Source organism: Chryseobacterium sp. YIM B08800, assembly GCF_026163565.1.
GTDB lineage: Bacteria > Bacteroidota > Bacteroidia > Flavobacteriales > Weeksellaceae > Chryseobacterium.
Map to the genome: position 1 here is coordinate 66,304 of NZ_JAPDKN010000003.1, position 17,968 is coordinate 84,271.

Consider the following 17,968-nt stretch of genomic DNA (forward strand, 5'->3'; position numbering starts at 1 on the left):
TGATTTAAGACAAAAAGTAATGATTTTAAAATGAAATATTTACAGATAAGATATTTGTGCATTGGGTTTTCTAAAAATGTCCTGAAAATAATTTTACTTATTTTTGTGGCGTAAAAATTTTGGATTTATGAGAAAGATTTTCATGCTATTTTTTATTTATCTGAGTGTAAGTTCTTTTGCACAGGTAATTATCAGTGATTCTGCAGCAGTTGATACTATTAAAAAACCAAGACATTGGTCTATTGTTGCCAAAAATAGTGTAATGTTTAATCAGGCAGCTTTTTCTAACTGGGTTGGTGGTGGAGCCAATAATGTGGGTTGGCTTGCAAGTGCAAATTATAATCTTACCTATGAAAAAGGCCGCCATCTTTGGGAAAATATTGTTATTTTAAACTACGGACAAAATACTACAAAAGGAATAGGTACCAGAAAAACACAAGATGTTCTTAATTTTTCTACAAACTACGGTAGACAGTTTTCAAAAAGCTGGTATGTTTCTACGGGAGCGAGTTTGCTTTCTCAGTTTTCAGGAGGTTTTGAAGACGGAAACAATCCGGAAGCAAAAAAAATATCAAATTTTATGGCTCCGGGTTATGTGAATGCCGGTTTAGGGATAACTTACAGACCAGACGAAAATCTTACTGTAACTTTAAGACCTGCCAACGGAAGATTTACATTTGTCCTTGATAAAGAACTTCAGCTTGCCGGAAATTATGGTTTAAAGTCGGATGGCGATTTTTTCCTGATGCAGCTCGGTTTTCTTGGTTCTGCAATCTATAAAGTGAAGCTGATGGAAAATATAGAAATGACCAATACTGCCTCAATATTCTCAAATTATCTTGATAAACCGGATCATATGGTGCTTTCGTACAATATGCTTTTAAATATGAAAATCAATAGGTTTATCTCTTCCATCGTTACGGTAGACGTAATGTATGATCATAATCAGATACAAAAAACGCAGCTGAAACAAACATTGGGGATCGGGTTTGCGTATAATATTGATAATGGGGTAAAACGTTCGGCCAGAAAAGATAATCAATGGTGGTTAAAGAAATAATTTAACAATAAATATCAGGAAAGTAATTCAGATTTGAGTTACTTTTTTTTATGCTTAAAATTGTGATTTTTTTAATTTTTTTAAATCTTGTTTAAGATAAGTTATATTTTTAATACCTTAGATAAACATAAATGATACTGATTTGTATGAAATAGTATGTATTTTTTTATTTAAATGAAAATAAACCATTTTTAAAATAAATTAATCATGAGAAAAATTTTATTTCCAATTTCCATATTTCTGGGAATATATGCTTCTGCTCAGGAAGCGAACACAGATTCGCCTGCGACAGATACTTTAAAAGCGTGGTCTATTCAGGCTCAAAACACATTAATGCTCAATCAGGCTGCCTTTTCAAATTGGGTAGGTGGCGGTGCCAACAATGTAGGATGGCTTGCCGGAGTAAATTATAATCTTACTTACGAAAAAGGCAAATATCTTTGGGAAAACATTATTGTTTTGGGATATGGACAAAATAATACTAAAGGAGTCGGAACGCGAAAAACTCAGGATGTGATCAATCTATCAACCAATTTTGGAAAAGAGTTTGCGAAAAACTGGTATCTTTCTGCAGGTGCGAGTTTACAATCTCAGTTTGCAGCAGGTTATGAAGACGGAAATAATCCTGAAGCTGCAAAAATTTCAAATTTTATGGCTCCTGGTTTTGTAAATATTGGTGTTGGAGTTACTTACAGACCTAATGATAATTTCACAATGACTTTAAGACCAGCCAACGCAAGAATGACTTTCGTTCTCGATGAAGAACTACAAAAAGCCGGAACTTATGGGTTGAAAAACGATGGTGATTCTATGCTGTTCCAGTTTGGTTTCTTGGGAACGGCTATTTATAAAATGCAATTAATGGAAAATATTAGTTTGATTAATACTGGATCGGTATTTTCAAATTATATCGATCATCCAGAGAGATTGGTGCTGTCTTACGGTGCTGTTTTAAATATGAAAATCAACAGATTTATTTCAACCAATATTACCGTTGATGTTTTGTATGATCACAATCAAATCCAGAAAACTCAGCTGAAACAAACTTTGGGAGTTGGTTTTGCCTATAATATTGATAACGGCGTGAAAAGATCTGAAAGAAAAGATAACCAATCTTGGCTGAAGAAATAATCTCAACTTTATCAAAAAAAAACACTTCCTCGGAAGTGTTTTTTTTGCTTAGTCTTTAACGAAGATATCAAACATATCACCAACATCAATAGTGTAGGTCATTCTTTTTAGCTCAACATTATTTTTGAATATTGCGGTGTATGATGGGTTTGCAGTTGCATATCCTTTGATGATGTAACTGTCGGTTCCGGCTTTATTTAATTCAAAATCCATAATATTATAATAATAGCCACCGTCATATGAAGCATGAATTTTAGTATTGTTTTTCCATACATCGCTTAATCCCTGAACATATGAGTTTCCGTTGTTAAAAAACATCTTAAAAGGATTTGATATTCCCTGAATGAAGCTTGAGTTATTTAGTAAATCAATCGTATTTATGGTACAGGCTACGTCATTTCTATACATTAACTTCAGATTATTATCGTCTCCGTAAACACCGGATAGATAATAACCAGGCTTGTTTAAAGAAGTATATTGACCGTTTTTAAAATACCCGTTATCTAATATATTCCAGGTATATTGTTGTGTCATGCTTACTGCTACATACACATCATTATTGCGAACCGTAATATTTCTGGGCATGATTTTTTGTGGACTGTCAAGTTTTATTAACGATGTTTTAATTCCGTTTTTCCAGTAGCAGACTTCATATTTATTGGCAGTTGGCTCATCCGGATTATGTATCATTCCTAAAAGATAAAAATCGTTGTTGTATAAATGAGCACCCTGAAAATATACTTTATTTGAAGCGGGAAGATTATAATAATCACTAAGCTTCTTTTTAATATTATCCTGCCAAATGTAAGCCGCTCCGTCTCCCGAACTGCTTCCAATCACATAACTATGATGATCACTTACAAAGATTTTAGTAGCTAACATATTATTGCCATCATTTAAAATAACTTTTTCGTTATCTTTCCAGTAGCATGCCTGTTTGTTTTCAGATCCTGCTACATATACTCCCTTCATTGCAGATCCGGGCTGAAGCTCTTCTTTAGGTTGGTTTTCTGTTAGCTCATCGTTTCCACTGCAAGAAAAAAGGAAAAGGATGGAAGAAAAAAGTAAAATTCTCATGATTATTTTTTCTTACAAGATGCAAAAAATCGAAAAGGTTGCAGCTACAATAAAATAATTTTAAAAAAAATAAAAAAGGGAGCACTTCAAATCGAAGTGCTCCCTTTTTATATATGCTTTTTGTGTATTAAAACTCAATACTAACTTCCAGTTTTTCTGTCAAAAGCTTTGAAATTTTTTCCTTTAAAGGTTCAATATCAATATTCTGCATTGCATCGTTTGCGAAAGCAAATAACAATAAAGCCTGAGCTTCTTTTTTAGAAATACCTCTCGCTCTAAGATAGAATAAAGCATCTTCGTTAAGCTGTCCAACGGTACAACCGTGAGAACATTTCACATCGTCTGCAAAAATCTCCAACTGAGGTTTTGTATCAATTGTAGCGCCTTCACTTAAAAGAACGTTGTTATTTTGCTGATAAGCATTGGTTTTCTGCGCAATTTTATCTACAAAAACTTTTCCGTTGAAAACTCCGTGAGATTTATCTTTAAAAATACCTTTATAATTCTGGTAACTTTCACAGTTTGGCTGATTATGGTGAACTGCAGTGTGGTGATCTACCAACTGATCTTTACCAATAATCGTGATTCCGTTCATAAACGAATTGATATTCGATCCGTTTTGAATGAAATCTAAATTGTTTCTAACGATTTTTCCGCCAAAAGAAAAAGTATTTACTGTCGTTAAACTATCTCTTTCCTGTTTTGCAAACGTATGATCTACCAAATAAGAAGTATCGTTGTCATTCTGTAATTTATGCCAATCTGCTTTTGCGTTCGGTGATGTGAAAATTTCTGTCACAGAATTGGTGAAAACATACGTTTCATCAAAATTGTGGTGGCTTTCAATCACTTCAACCTTTGCACCTTCTTCTACAATCAATAAATTTCTTGTATTGTAAAAAGTGTTTTCTTCCTGATTTTGTGAAAGATAAAAAACGTGAATTGGCTTTTCAATCACAACGTTTTTAGGCACTTTTAGGAAAAATCCGTATTTACAGTAAGCTTGATTTAAATTGGTAAAAGCTAAATCTTTTGCCGCAATTGTATTGAAATAGGTCTCGAAAACGTCTTTGTGATTTTCGTCATTCAAAGCGTAATTGAATGATAAAAACTCTGCGTTTTCAATAGAAATCTTAGAAAGCTCTTTGTGAAGCTGGCCGTTTACAAAAACAATCCAGTCAAAATTTTCTTCACCCAAATGCAACTCATCAAGCTGTTCTTTGGTGATATTGTGGCTCTCTTTCGGGAAAAAATTATAATCTTTCTCGATGATTTCCTTAATGTTGGTATATTTATATTCTTCGTCTTTTTTTGTAGGAAAACCTAATGCAGCAAATTTTGCTAAAGCTTCAATTCTGTTTTCATCCAAAAAACGGTGGCGAAGTGTGCTCAGAAATTCGCTGTGATTTTCTATAATCTGTTCTCTTAATGCCATTACTGGTATATCTGTGGTTTGCACCATTTTATTTGTTTTTTGTGGAAGATTTATGCTTCCGCCAATTCTTTTATTTTTTGGTTCATTGCAATGAAACCGTTCTTGGTATTTATATCGAGTTGCTTAGCAAAAAGCGGAACCAAAATACCTACAAAATATTCGCTCTGAATTAAAGTAGTCGTTCCGTTTTTGTTATCAATGAGCTCAAACTTATGTTCACCGTCAAAAACACCTCTGAACAACAAAACACCCAACCAACTCAGCTTTTTGTTTTCTTCAAATGAAGTAACAGTGGGCTTAAAAACCATCGTTTTTGCATCTGGTGGAGCAATTTTTACTTCTATTTTATTACCGACTTCAAAATTTCCCTTGAGATATTTTCCAAACGGATTCCAATTTGGATAGCTTTCAAAATTAGTCAAAATAGTCCAGATTTTTTCGGGACTTGCCTTGATGATTGTTTCAACTTTAATTTCTTTTGCCATCTTATTTTTATGCCGTGTCGGTAATTTATTTTAGAATTAATTTAAAAGCCAGTCGTAACCTTTTGCTTCTAATTCTAATGCTAAAGATTTGTCGCCTGTTTTGATGATTTTTCCGTTCGCTAAAACGTGTACAAAATCAGGCTGAATATAATTAAGCAATCTTTGATAATGCGTAATTAAAAGAACTGCATTTCCTTCGTTTTTGAAAGTGTTTACACCGTCTGCAACGATTCTCAAAGCGTCAATATCCAATCCTGAATCGGTTTCATCCAAAATAGCTAATTTAGGATTCAGCATCATCATTTGAAAAATTTCGTTTCTTTTTTTCTCACCTCCCGAAAAACCTTCATTTAATGATCTTGAAAGGAAATCTTTTTTAATTCCCAATTTTTCAGACTTCTCACGAATCATCGCCAACATTTCTTTTGCAGGCATTTCTTCTAATCCGTTTGCTTTTCTGTTTTCGTTCATTGCTGCTTTGATGAAATTGGTTACAGAAACTCCAGGAATTTCTACAGGATACTGAAAAGAAAGGAAAATACCTTTGTGAGCTCTTTCTTCAGGAGCATCTTCGATGATGTTTTCACCACCAAATAAAATTTCACCTTCAGTAACTTCATAATCTTCTTTTCCTGCAATTACAGAAGAAAGAGTAGATTTTCCGGCTCCGTTTGGTCCCATGATCGCATGAACTTCACCCGGTTTTATTTCAAGATTGATACCTTTTAATATCTGTGCGCCATCTTCAATTCTAGCGTGTAAGTTTTTGATATTTAACATATTGTTTCTATAATTTTTTCGCAAGGCTAAACAAAGATTTATTCATCTTCTCTGTAATCATTTAAGATAAACAAAGGCGCTAACGCTTAACGAGGAAATACTATTTTAAATTTATTATTTATATTTCATCAAGATTGTTTGCTATTCTTTTAACCCCGTTTTTAAAAAGTTGAGAATTAAAATTTAAAAGCATTCCTAATTTAAAATTTCCGATTCTTAAATAATTCTTTAGCTGTAAAGCATGATAATTATTTAAACTTTCTACTGATTTAATTTCTAAAACAACTTTGTTTTCAATCAGCAAATCCATTTTAAAAGCTCTTTCCAATAACAATCTTCATATTGGATATTCAGAAATTTTTGCCTTTCGACCACTAATCCTGTTTTCTGCAATTCATAAAATAAGCACTCTTCATATATGGTTTCAAATAAACCGACACCTAATTTTCTATGAATTTTTAATCCACTTTCAAATACAATCTTTGAAATTTCATTTTCAGTCATTTGTTTGTTTTTCGCAAAGATACAAGTTGAAAAATTAATTTCAATTGTATTTCTTTCCTAAGCGATAGCGGCTTAGTCTATCTTTAAAGTAAGCGTTTTGCCTTTTAAAAATCTTTGTTTTACTTTGCGAGAAATCAAATTATCCTACAGAACCCTCCAAAGAAATCTCTAATAATTTCTGAGCTTCAATGGCAAATTCCATTGGGAGTTTATTTAAAACTTCTTTACTGAAACCATTTACAATTAAAGCAATCGCTCTTTCCGTATCGATACCTCTCTGGTTACAGTAGAAAATCTGATCTTCCCCGATTTTTGAAGTTGTAGCTTCGTGCTCTAACTGTGCAGTTGGATCTTTAATCTCGATGTAAGGGAAAGTATGCGCTCCACATTCGTTACCCATCAATAATGAATCACACTGTGAGAAGTTTCTCGCTCCTTTTGCAGAAGGCATTACTTTTACTTGTCCTCTGTATGAGTTTTGGGATTTTCCTGCAGAAATTCCTTTAGAGATAATCGTTGATTTTGTATTCTTTCCAATGTGGATCATCTTTGTACCAGTATCGGCATACTGATGATTGTTGGTTACAGCGATAGAGTAGAACTCACCGATTGAACCATCACCTTTTAAGATACAAGAAGGATATTTCCAAGTTACAGCAGAACCTGTTTCAACTTGCGTCCAAGAAATTTTTGCTTTATACTCGCAAAGTCCTCTTTTGGTTACAAAGTTGAAAACTCCACCTTTTCCTTCTTCATTTCCTGGATACCAGTTTTGAACGGTAGAATATTTAATTTCAGCATTATCTAAAGCAATTAATTCTACAACGGCCGCGTGAAGCTGATTTTCGTCTCTTGATGGAGCGGTACAACCTTCCAGATAAGAAACGTAACTTCCTTCGTCTGCAATAACAAGCGTTCTTTCAAACTGACCTGTTCCTGCCTGATTAATTCTGAAATAAGTTGAAAGTTCCATCGGACATCTTACCCCTTTTGGAATGTAGCAGAAACTTCCGTCTGAAAATACTGCAGAATTCAATGCTGCGTAGAAGTTATCTCCTCTCGGAACTACTTTTCCAAGATATTTTCTTACCAAATCCGGGTGATTTTTGATCGCCTCAGAAATTGAGCAGAAGATAATTCCTTTTTCAGCTAGCGTATCCTGAAATGTTGTCTTTACAGAAACAGAATCGATAACAATGTCAACTGCCACACCCGAAAGTCTTTTCTGTTCTTCGATATTGATTCCTAATTTTGCAAAAGTTGCCAATAATTCCGGGTCAACCTGATCTAAGCTTTCCAATTCAGGCTTTGCTTTTGGCGCAGCATAATATTTTATTGCTTGAAAATCTGGTTTTTCGTATTTGATATTCGCCCAAGTAGGTTCAGTCATTTTTAACCAAATTCTGAAAGATTCCAAACGCCATTCTGTCATCCATTCCGGCTCTTCTTTTTTAGCAGAAATTGCACGGACAATGTCTTCATTTAAACCTGTAGGGAAATCTTCGTAATCGATTTTGGTTTCCCAACCAAATTCATATTTTTTATTTTCTAAGTCGACTCTTAAATCGTCTTCAGTATATTTACTCATTTTAATAGTTTTTAGAAATTAGATTTTAGAAATTAGATCTCAGACTTTCAAAGTCTTTAATCTAGTGTCTAGCATCTAGTATCTAATTATAAGCTAAAACTCTCTCCACAACCACACGTTCTGGATGCATTAGGATTATTGAAAATAAATCCTTTTCCATTTAAACCTCCGGAATATTCTAAAGTGGTACCTGCCAAGTAAAGTATAGATTTTTTCTCGACTACGATTTTAATTCCGTTGTCTTCAAAAATCTGATCTGTTTCGTTTTGCTTATTGTCGAAACCTAATATATACTCCAGTCCTGAACATCCACCGCTTTTTACCCCAACTCTTATATAATCTTCAGCAGGGTTAAAGCCATCTTCTGTCATCAGTTGAATTGCTTTTACCTTTGCCTGATCTGAAACCTTTATCATTGTATTAATTTAGAATGATTTAATCTTGCAAAAATACAAACAATAATCAGTAAATAAAAATCGACGTTTTTATTTTATCAATTTTTATCATCGATGCTTTAACTTTGATGTGTATTTAAAATCAAAACTATAAATCAGGAAAATAATGAAAAAATTGGGCATCCTTGCTGTAGCCTTACTTGCGCAGGCTACTTTCGCACAAACCAACAGATTTGTTTATCAGGTAACCTCAAAACCGGATATCAATAATAAAAGTGATATTAAAACTGAAAATGCTTATTTAGACATTTCGGCAGAAAAATCAATGTTCTATTCTGAAAATAGAATTAAAAGAGATTCTGTAATGAAAGCCAACTTTCAAAGTGGAGGAGCGAGAGGTTTTAACAGAGAACAAATGGAGGGTTTGAGAACGAATATTAATTATTCTATCGAAAAAGATAAGAAAAATCAAAAGATAATCTACAAAGACCGTTTGGGTAGAGATCAATATTCTTACGAAGAAGATCGACCTCTGAACTGGAAAATTTTATCTGAAACCACAAAAATTGGTGATTATAAAGTACAAAAAGCGGAAACGGATTTTGGCGGAAGAAAATGGACTGCTTGGTTTACCACAGATCTTCCTTATCAGGATGGACCTTATAAATTCAGCGGGCTTCCCGGTTTGGTTGTAAAGGCGGAAGATTCTACCGGAGATTATTCTTTCGATTTAATGAAAAACTATAAAATTTCTGACTTTCCGGAAATGGTTACATTTGGAAACGTTATGAAAGTAAAAAGAACGGATTATGTAAAACAACAGGAAAAATATAAAACCGATCCTGCTTCTTTTATGAGTAGCCAACGTGGAGGCGGAGGAATTTCTGCTCCAATGAGAATTGGCGGCGGTGGAAATCAAAATCCGGCAGATATGAGAAAGCGAATGGAAGAAAGAGCAAAAGAAGAGGCAAAACGAAACAGCAATCCTATCGAACTAAAATAAAACAAAAAGGTCTGAAGAAATTTCTTCAGACCTTTTTTTATCTTAAAAGTTGACTAAAAGTGTCGCCTTGTTTGATGTCTCCGGAATTATATCCTTTCATAAACCATTCTTTACGCTGTGCCGATGAGCCATGAGTAAAACTTTCCTGATTTACATAACCTTGTGATCTTTTCTGGATATTATCGTCACCAACAGCTTCTGCTGCATTGATTGCTGACTCTAAATCTCCAGGCTCTATAAATGATTTTTCTCTGTCACCCGTAATTCTAGACCAAAGTCCGGCATAAAAATCTGCCTGAAGTTCTGTTGCTACAGAGATCTGATTAAGCTGTGCTTCAGAATATCTTCCGCTACGTCTTGCTTTATCGGTTTCATTTAAAGTTCCCATAAGGTTTTGTATGTGGTGTCCCATTTCGTGAGCCATTACATAAGCTACTGTAAATTCGGTTACTTTTGCACCAAATTTTTCTTGCAATTCATTAAAGAAACTCATATCCATATAAACAGACTGATCTGTCGGACAATAAAACGGACCCATTGCAGATTGTGCCAATCCACATCCCGAATCTGTGTTGCTTCTGAATAAAACGACTCTTGCCGGTCGATATTGAAGACCGTTTTCAGTGAAAACTTTAGTCCAGGTTTCTTCGTTTTCGGCGGTAATCATTTTGATCATCTCACCAATTTTTTTGTCAGTTTCTGTAAGCTCTCTTTGCTCAGTCTGCGCTCCGGTATTTGAAGCTCCTGAAGAAAGAATTGCAGAAGGATCACCACCCAAGAAAAATACAATAGCAGCGATAATTATTGTGCCTAATCCGCCACCAACAATTGCACCTCCGCTACCGCCTGAAGCACGCCTGTCGTCTACATTTGTACTTCTATCGTCTGTCCATTTCATTGTTTGTTATTTTTATATGTAAATTTAAAATTTTAAATAATATTTTTGTCAAAAATTACAATTAAAGTGAGAAAAATTCAAATTACTCTTTTGTTTTTTAGTCTAATGAGTATTACAGCTTGTAGCGATAGTGAATATAAGGAAGATGAAGTAAAAGATATTGATAAGAAATCGTCAATCGAAACCGAACTTTCTGTGCAGCACATCGATACGGCAGATGTTTTAGTAACAAAACATAAGATCTGGAAAAACAATAAACTCTTTAAAGAAATTATAAAAAGAGATACTATTCCGAGTTTGGGAGATACATTGCAGACTGTGGAAGATGAAGCCGGAAATGAGCATAATGCTAAAGTGAAAAAGGACTACGAATTTTATATAACCGTTCAGTAATGAAAAAGTCTAGTTCTATAAAATTACTTTTCGTCACGGGAATTCTTGCTGCCTGTTCGCAGGAAAAGCCAAAAAATCAATGGGATAAAGAGAAAAAGGTTTACATGAGATCAGATACTACTGCATCTTATTCCAGATCGCATGGTTTTATGACTGGTTTTTTGTTGTATCATGCATTCCGACCTTATGGAGCATACAGCAATGGTGCTTATCAAAAAGCGGGATATTACAGCGATGCAATCAGCGCAAAATCTAATATAGGAAGAAGTTCTTATAAAGGGAATGTAGTGAGAGGAGGATTAGGGAGAAGTGGTTTCAGAGCATCATCTTAGATATTATGAAAAGAATACAATCACAATTCCGAAAAAATTGGGAACATAAACTTGAAAACCTCGGCTTTGGCTATCATTCTTTGGAAGGGCTTTACTGGGATGAAAGTCATTATTACGGATTTTCATCTGATGAAATCAACAAAATAGAAAATGCAACGACCGAACTGTGGCAGATGTGTCTTCAAGCTGTAGATTATATTATTGAAAAAAATCTTTGGGACAAATTTAATATTCCGGAATCGTTTAGAAATTATATTATTACAAGCTGGGAAGAAGATCATCCTTCGATTTACGGGAGGTTTGATTTTGGTTTTGATGGTGAAAATTTGAAGCTTCTCGAGTTTAATGCAGACACGCCGACCTCTTTATACGAAGCTTCGGTCATTCAATGGTATTGGTTGCAGGAAATGTTTCCATACAAAGATCAGTTCAATTCTATTCATGAAAAGCTGGTTGATTATTGGAAGTATCTTAAAAAATACATGAATCCACATTACATTTATTTTGCTTCATTAACGAATATTGAAGACGTGACCAATGTGGAATATTTACGGGATTGTGCTACACAAGCAGGTTTCGAAACAGAATTTATTCCTATCCAAGATATTGGTTGGGCAGAAGATATTGAAGAATTCATTGCCGGAGACAAAACCATTATGGAATATATTTTTAAATTATACCCTTACGAATGGATTCTGGAAGATGGTTTTGGTGAGAAATTGATCCGTAATAATTTCAGATCTCAGTGGATGGAACCTGCCTGGAAAATACTTCTTTCCTCAAAAGCTATTTTGCCGATTCTTTGGGAATTATTTCCTAATCATCCGTATTTGATGGAATGTTATTTTGAACCGAAACATTTGAAAGATTTCGTTAAAAAGCCGATTTATTCAAGAGAAGGAGCCAACGTAAGTTTATTTAAAAATAATGTGGCGATAGAAGAGAATCAAGGCGATTATGGCAAAGAAGGTTTTATTTATCAGCAATTATTTGAACTCCCCAATTTTGATGGAAATTATCCTGTCATCGGAAGTTGGGTGATCGGGCAAGAATCTGCCGGAATTGGCATCAGAGAAAGCGTGCATTTGATTACCAACAACCAAAGCAGGTTTATTCCTCATTTGATAGATTCAAACAAAACTTACATACAAGAAAAGGAGCTGTAAAAAGCTCCTTTTTTATTTCAATAGATTCAGATCTTAATTTCCGAAACCAATGTTTCCTTTTTTATCAGAAAGGTTTCTTTTAAAATTGATCATGCTTAAAGCGGTTACTGCTGCTTCAACACCTTTATTTCCTAGATCACCACCGCTTCTTGCGATTGATTGCTCTTTTGTATCATCTGTCAAAACACAGAAAATAGTTGGAGTGTCGGTTAGAATATTACAGTCTTTAATTCCTTGTGCCACTGCATCACAAACGAAATCAAAATGAGGAGTTTCTCCTCTGATGACGCATCCGATTGCAATTACCGCATCAAACTTTCGTTCTTTGCAAAGCTGCATGCTTGCGTAATTTAATTCAAAAGCTCCCGGAACCGAAAACTGTTTTATATTTTCAGCTTTTACTCCTTCTTTTTCAAGGATCTCTAAAGCTGCATCGCGTAGATTGTAAGTTACAAAGTCATTCCACTCAGAAAAAACAATGCCGATAGAAAAATCTTCGGCATTGGTTATATTAAGTGGCTTGTAATCTGAAAGATTAACTGTTGCCATGTTTTAATTTAAATATTTAGTCATTTCGATATAAGAATCAGACATTCCGTTGTCGTAGTCCTGATATTTTTCGTCGATGGTTGCAAAGTATTTTTTAGCTTCTGCATTTTTCTTCATTCCTAAAGCTACAATCCCTGCTTTTCTTGTGAAATAATAAGAAGTATAAGGATCATCAGAAGCTGAAGCAGCTTTGTCTAATAATGCTAAAGCTTCGTCATTTTTATTAAGACCAGATTTAGCATCTGCCATTGCGCCAAACTTCATTGCCATTAATGTTTTGTTATCAGAAGAAAATTTGTCTAAAAGATCGTGAGCTTCCTGAAACTTTCCTTCTTTTAGTTTTAATAAACCTGCGTTGTAAGCAGAAAGTTTACCCACTTTCGTAGAAGAATATTCGTTATAAGTTCCTAAAAATCCAGGGTTAGCTGCAGATTTTCCACCTAGAGCTTCTTTATCTTTACCTTCTGTAAGGTTTTTTTGTGCAGCTAAATAAGTTTTTACAGCTTCAGCATTCTTTGGAGCTACCACAAATTGCTGGTATCCGAAAAAGCCTAAAACTCCCAAAACAACAGCCCCAAAAGCAATGCTTAATGGTTTCTGATATTTTTCCAGGAATCTTTCTGTGTTTAAAGCCTCTCTGTCAAGGTCTTTAAAGAATTCCACTGTTTCTTTACCTTCTTGCTCATTTGGAGCATTTTTTCCCAATTTTGCCATAAATTCTTAAAAAATTGAATTGCAAATTTAATTGTTTCTGAGTGATTTACAAAATCTTTATCTGTATTATTAATAAAAGAGAATGAAAGACTTGTAAATATTGTGAATTGTTATTAGAGAATTGTTATTTTTTGATTTAATTCAAACTCTCTGTTTTAAATTTAATATTCTAAAGTATGATAGATTTCAGCATTAAACTTCTTAAGTTTTTCGTCACCTTTTAAATCTTTCAAACCGATTAAAAAACTGAACTGAACGACTTCTGCGCCTTGTTTTTCTACCAATTTTGCTGCTGCTTCGGTTGTTCCTCCCGTTGCTAAAAGATCATCATGAATTAAAATTCGTTGTCCTTTTTTTATTTGTCCTTCTCTGGTTTCTATTTCTGCGCTTCCATATTCCAGATCATATTTTTCTGAAATAATCGGTGGTGGAAGTTTTCCTTTTTTTCTGATCAAAATAAATGGAACTTCCAAAGCTACTGCAATCGCAATCCCGAAAAGATAGCCGCGGCTTTCAATTCCGCAAACAGCATCTACTTTTCCTCTGCTGAATTTTACCAGATCTTCGATTACTTCTTCATACAATTTTGGATTAAGAAAAATAGGTGAAATATCTTTAAACTGAATTCCCGGAATCGGAAAATCAGGAATATTTTCTATGGTTGCTTCCAGCTTTTTGATGAGTTCCTGAGATGCCATATTTTAAGGATTGATCTTATAACTTGAGATTTTCCATTCTCCGTTTACATTTTTAAGACCGAAAGTCACCTTTAAAGAGGTTGTTTTTCCGTTTTTATCGGTCACATCGTATGTTGCATTAACACTTGATGCGTTTGTACTGGTTCCGTTTGTTGTAATATTTTTAACACTTACATTTTTTACAGCTCCAAAACCTGAAGTAGGGTTTGAAAAAGATTCATAAGATCCCCAACTTGGGTTGCTTGAAGAATCGAAGGCTGCTTTTAAGTTTTGTGAACTTACATTATTTAAAAACTTGCTTACCGTATTTTTAGGGTCTGCAGTCGGTTGTTTCGGCTGAGTTGGAGTTGTTGTCGTAGGATCCGTTCCTGTTGTTGGCGGCGTTGTCGGATTATTTGGGTCAATTACCGCACTTGGATCTTGGTCAATCATTGTAGAGTCAGTTTTTGGTACTTCAGGCACTTTTAAAGCTGAAGGATTTACATCTAAACCAATTTTCGACATTTTGAAAGTCTTCGCTGTGGTTTTTACAGAAACGGTAATATCAATTTTATTATCAACAATTTTTGAAGCCAATAAAGATGAAAATTTAAGACTAAAACCTTTGAAGTTATTATCCTGCATTAGGTTTTTAGCTGTTGAAAGCTTTACACCGTTGCTGAAAACTTCTAAAGTTGTTTCTAAACCGGCACCTGTAAACGCAATAGGATTTCCTGCATTGTCAACCAATCTTGGAACGATTTGCATCATAGTTGGTCCATTTCCAGTGTCTCCTGAAAGTTGGGTAAGAATGCTTAATGAGCTTGCTCTTACATCATTCGGATCGCTTTCTTTAGCAGTTTCATCGCCGAAGATATTCATTTCTCCTAATGAAGGCGGAGCCGTACTTGCCCATTCGATACCGTTTTGTTGCGCTACCTGATCTGCCAAAGCCAAAATTTCAGGCACTTTTTTGCCGTTAATCAATTGACCAAGTGCTTTCAACTCGTTTACATCACCTTCCGCTTCTACACCGAAAGTTTTAAGAATATAAAGCGCTTCATTAAATTTTATCTGCTTAATGGTGGTAAGACCAGACGCCATATCATTGATACTCGACTGTAAAGTCTGCGTCGTAGTCGCATCTACATGATCTTTTTTGCATGCTGTAAAAAGCAACAAGCTGAAGATGAGTAGAAAAGAAAACTTTTTCATTTTAATTATGGTTTATGGCAAATTTACTAAAACCTTTATTAAAACTTATTTTTTATTTTTTGTTTTCTTTTTCTTTTAAATCATCTTTAAAGAATGAGCTGAAAATTGCCTGCATATTTGGAAAAGACGCATCCTGCCAATAATTTGATGAATAGTTGCTGTTGTTTTTGTTTAGTTTCACTTTTCCTTCAACATCACTATCATCACTGAAATCTAATTCTGTAGGATAAAAGTTTTTATAAGAAATAAGTTGGTTGTAATCGGGTTCGCTTTTATGTTTAAATTTAATATAACCGATCTCGTTTGATTCTAAGAAATCTCTCAAATCTTTTTTGGAGTCTTTTTCATAAGAATGATTAACTAATGCTTTTATATCGTAAAGTCTGTATCCAAAAAGAGCCATTTCTTTTTCCTGTAAAGCACTTCCGCTGATTTCTATTTCGTCTTTTGTTTTTCCTTTCAATTCTTTGATTACGGCTTTTTTGTTTTTGTATTCTTCAATATTTCCAACATTTGGTAATTTAGGAAGGTCTAAAAATGCATTGTAATCTAGAAGTCCGGTTTGTTTTCTGTCGTTTGACGGATTTTCTAATCTGAAAACTCTATATTGCTGTACGTTTGTGCTTTTCAATTTTTTTGTTTTGTTATCAAAAACATAAGTAGCTATTCCATCTAAGTAACAGTTTAGTTTACCATTTACGGTGAGATAAGCATTAAAATTTCCTTTTACCAAAACATATTTCGCTGGTTTATTATTTTTAATGACAACCATTTCGATATCTTTTACTCTGTCATTTAGCTTTACAACATCTTTATTGATTTCGTTAAATGATAAAGTGGCAATAGAAATGTTATCATAGACCAACTGAAATTTTTCCTGTTCGGGGGAAAGTGCTGATTTCTCAATTTTCCCATCAATGTCTGATGTTGCCAGAATATTTCCGTTTTTTCCAAATACCGAAACTTTAGGAAGTGGTGCATCTGTTTTTTCTGAAAGGAAAGTAATGCTTTGTGCATTGAGTACATTGAATAGAATGATCAACAGAAAGTTTAAAAGAAAAGTTTTTTTCATAGTTTTTAATTTAAAAGATAAGCATAAAGTCTATTCATAAGACGAAATATTTTTGAAATGGTTGCCTTGTATTTTAAGGGTCTAATAATTATGGCAAAAAAAAAAGACTGATTATTAAAATCAGTCTTTTTAAAGTTTATCTTGTTACAAGTCCTTAGAAAGGATACTCATAAATTTCAGATTCGTGTAAGTAAGGGTTTCCTGTAGGAATCAGTTTCAATTTAGCTAATGCTGAAAGCACTGTAAACATAAACAATCCTGCGATGAATAAAATAGCACCCAATACTAATAAGAAAACTTCCGGAGTATTCCAGTAAGGTCCTACTGTTCCTGGCATTACCATGTTGAAATAATCTAAAAGGTGACCCAAGATTACTACTACAGCCATTGTTGTTACTACTTTGTAATTTCTCTTGATGCTGCTACTTACTAATACCAATAAAGGCAATAAGAAGTTTACAACAAGCATTGGTAAGAAAGTAGGAGAGTAGTGCTCAAATCTTCCGAAGAAATAATTTACTTCTTCCGGAATGTTTGCATACCAATACAACATGAACTGTGCAAACCAAGTGTACGTCCAAAGCATGCTTGTAGCGAAAAGGAAAACTCCTAAATCGTGCAAGTGATTGTCGTTGAACTGAGGTAAGAAACCATTTTTCTTAAGATATACACTTAATAAAATGATTACCGCAATACCACTTGAAAGGCAGCTAACCATTGAATACCAAATATACATTGTAGAATACCAGTGAGGGTCAATAGACATCAACCAATCCCAAGCCCAAGCTGCAGAAGCAAAACCGAAGAATGCGATATATCCTACTGCCCATCTGTAAAGGAACTGATACTCAACCAAAGATTTTGTATCGTCTACTTTTTTAGACTGAGCTTTTAGTTTCCATGCGAAGAAAGAAGCTCCAAATGTATAAATAATTGTTCTTACTGCGTAGAAAGGAATATTTAAGAATATTTTCTTTTCAAATAAGATAACATCAAAGTGTGCAGAACCTTCTTTTGTTACTTCAGGATCCATCCAGTGGAAAAGGTGACCGTTGTGCGTGATATTAAGAATCATTAAGATAATTAAAATAGCACCACCCCAAGGAATGTAAGAAGCAATAGCTTCCATCACTCTCGTGATAATAATTGGCCAACCTGCGTGAGCAGCATGCTGAATACAGTAAAAGAACAATACACAACAGCTTACTCCGAAGAAAAATACTGCTACAAAATGAATTGAAGCTAATGGCTGATTGTGAACCTGCATTTCTGCGTGCTCTAAATGAGCAGCATGATCTTGAGGTCCTACCATTTCGCTTGAATGTGTAGGAGCATCATGACCAGCAGAATGAACTGCCTCCATCATGTGTTCTATTTTTTCTGTAGTAATTCCTTTATTTAAAAAGAAACCTGCAGCAAATAAAACTAAACCTACAACAAGAAGGATAATAGAAGTTGATTTTAATTTTGGTGAAAAACTATACATTTCTTTTC

General features: G+C 34.1%; 19 protein-coding genes and 1 pseudogene. 6 read left to right on the forward strand and 14 right to left on the reverse strand.

The features are described from left to right. Positions 1 to 127: 127 nt before the first annotated feature. Positions 128 to 1,060: a DUF3078 domain-containing protein gene (locus OEW74_RS01710; protein ID WP_265426839.1), complete on the forward strand. Its 933-nt coding sequence runs from the start codon at positions 128 to 130 to the stop codon at positions 1,058 to 1,060. 207 nt (positions 1,061 to 1,267) lie between these two features. Next, on the forward strand, positions 1,268 to 2,191 hold the full coding sequence (locus OEW74_RS01715) for a DUF3078 domain-containing protein (protein WP_265426840.1): 924 nt from the start codon (positions 1,268 to 1,270) through the stop codon (positions 2,189 to 2,191). A gap of 48 nt (positions 2,192 to 2,239) precedes the next feature. Here OEW74_RS01715 and OEW74_RS01720 read toward each other — a convergent pair whose 3' ends face one another. The 7 genes and pseudogenes from OEW74_RS01720 to OEW74_RS01750 form a co-directional block, all read right to left on the reverse strand. After that, entirely contained in the window at positions 2,240 to 3,268 is a 1,029-nt protein-coding gene (locus OEW74_RS01720; RefSeq protein WP_265426841.1) for a hypothetical protein, read from the reverse strand. A 127-nt stretch (positions 3,269 to 3,395) separates the two neighbouring features. Further along, on the reverse strand, positions 3,396 to 4,703 hold the full coding sequence (gene sufD / locus OEW74_RS01725; protein ID WP_265426894.1) for a Fe-S cluster assembly protein SufD: 1,308 nt from the start codon (positions 4,701 to 4,703) through the stop codon (positions 3,396 to 3,398). Between the two features lie 50 nt (positions 4,704 to 4,753). Further along, positions 4,754 to 5,188, reverse strand: coding sequence for an SRPBCC domain-containing protein (locus OEW74_RS01730; protein WP_265426842.1), 435 nt, complete (start codon positions 5,186 to 5,188; stop codon positions 4,754 to 4,756). A 36-nt stretch (positions 5,189 to 5,224) separates the two neighbouring features. Beyond that, positions 5,225 to 5,968, reverse strand: coding sequence for a Fe-S cluster assembly ATPase SufC (sufC, locus tag OEW74_RS01735; RefSeq protein WP_265426843.1), 744 nt, complete (start codon positions 5,966 to 5,968; stop codon positions 5,225 to 5,227). A gap of 118 nt (positions 5,969 to 6,086) precedes the next feature. Next, positions 6,087 to 6,472 (reverse strand): annotated as a pseudogene (locus OEW74_RS19665) (GxxExxY protein). Positions 6,473 to 6,611: 139 nt separating this feature from the next. Continuing rightward, positions 6,612 to 8,060, reverse strand: coding sequence for a Fe-S cluster assembly protein SufB (gene sufB / locus OEW74_RS01745; RefSeq protein WP_265426844.1), 1,449 nt, complete (start codon positions 8,058 to 8,060; stop codon positions 6,612 to 6,614). 86 nt (positions 8,061 to 8,146) lie between these two features. Further along, positions 8,147 to 8,476 (reverse strand): HesB/IscA family protein, encoded by a 330-nt coding sequence (locus tag OEW74_RS01750; protein WP_265426845.1) that lies wholly within the window; start codon positions 8,474 to 8,476, stop codon positions 8,147 to 8,149. A gap of 145 nt (positions 8,477 to 8,621) precedes the next feature. Between OEW74_RS01750 and OEW74_RS01755 the strand changes: the two genes are divergently transcribed. Continuing rightward, a complete protein-coding gene (locus OEW74_RS01755) occupies positions 8,622 to 9,458 on the forward strand; it encodes a GLPGLI family protein (protein WP_265426846.1) in 837 nt (278 codons plus the stop codon). A gap of 37 nt (positions 9,459 to 9,495) precedes the next feature. On the opposite strand, the gene OEW74_RS01760 is transcribed toward OEW74_RS01755, so the two are convergent. Then, positions 9,496 to 10,356 (reverse strand): neutral zinc metallopeptidase, encoded by an 861-nt coding sequence (locus OEW74_RS01760; RefSeq protein ID WP_265426847.1) that lies wholly within the window; start codon positions 10,354 to 10,356, stop codon positions 9,496 to 9,498. 66 nt (positions 10,357 to 10,422) lie between these two features. Between OEW74_RS01760 and OEW74_RS01765 the strand changes: the two genes are divergently transcribed. From OEW74_RS01765 to OEW74_RS01775, 3 genes are read left to right on the forward strand one after another with little or no spacing between them, the layout of a single operon-like run. Then, positions 10,423 to 10,749 (forward strand): hypothetical protein, encoded by a 327-nt coding sequence (locus tag OEW74_RS01765; protein ID WP_265426848.1) that lies wholly within the window; start codon positions 10,423 to 10,425, stop codon positions 10,747 to 10,749. Beyond that, positions 10,749 to 11,081 (forward strand): hypothetical protein, encoded by a 333-nt coding sequence (locus OEW74_RS01770; RefSeq protein WP_265426849.1) that lies wholly within the window; start codon positions 10,749 to 10,751, stop codon positions 11,079 to 11,081. The genes OEW74_RS01765 and OEW74_RS01770 overlap by 1 nt, the downstream gene beginning before the upstream one ends. A 5-nt stretch (positions 11,082 to 11,086) precedes the next feature. Beyond that, positions 11,087 to 12,247 carry a glutathionylspermidine synthase family protein gene (locus OEW74_RS01775; protein ID WP_265426850.1) on the forward strand — a complete coding sequence of 387 codons (1,161 nt, stop codon included), beginning with the start codon at positions 11,087 to 11,089 and terminating at the stop codon, positions 12,245 to 12,247. Between the two features lie 33 nt (positions 12,248 to 12,280). Here the strand turns inward: OEW74_RS01775 and ribH are convergent, their stop codons facing one another. From ribH to OEW74_RS01805, 6 genes are all read right to left on the reverse strand, one after another. Beyond that, a complete protein-coding gene (ribH, locus tag OEW74_RS01780; protein ID WP_074230679.1) occupies positions 12,281 to 12,796 on the reverse strand; it encodes a 6,7-dimethyl-8-ribityllumazine synthase in 516 nt (171 codons plus the stop codon). 3 nt (positions 12,797 to 12,799) lie between these two features. Continuing rightward, positions 12,800 to 13,510 carry a tetratricopeptide repeat protein gene (locus tag OEW74_RS01785; RefSeq protein WP_265426851.1) on the reverse strand — a complete coding sequence of 237 codons (711 nt, stop codon included), beginning with the start codon at positions 13,508 to 13,510 and terminating at the stop codon, positions 12,800 to 12,802. Between the two features lie 161 nt (positions 13,511 to 13,671). After that, the gene (locus OEW74_RS01790) at positions 13,672 to 14,208 is read right to left on the reverse strand and encodes an adenine phosphoribosyltransferase (protein WP_265426852.1); all 537 of its coding nucleotides are present in this window, start codon (positions 14,206 to 14,208) and stop codon (positions 13,672 to 13,674) included. A gap of 3 nt (positions 14,209 to 14,211) precedes the next feature. After that, complete coding sequence (locus tag OEW74_RS01795; protein ID WP_265426853.1) at positions 14,212 to 15,402, reverse strand: hypothetical protein; 1,191 nt, start codon at positions 15,400 to 15,402, stop codon at positions 14,212 to 14,214. Between the two features lie 52 nt (positions 15,403 to 15,454). Further along, entirely contained in the window at positions 15,455 to 16,474 is a 1,020-nt protein-coding gene (locus tag OEW74_RS01800) for a hypothetical protein (RefSeq protein ID WP_265426854.1), read from the reverse strand. 154 nt (positions 16,475 to 16,628) lie between these two features. Then, positions 16,629 to 17,960: a quinol:cytochrome C oxidoreductase gene (locus OEW74_RS01805; protein WP_265426855.1), complete on the reverse strand. Its 1,332-nt coding sequence runs from the start codon at positions 17,958 to 17,960 to the stop codon at positions 16,629 to 16,631. Positions 17,961 to 17,968: the final 8 nt, after the last annotated feature.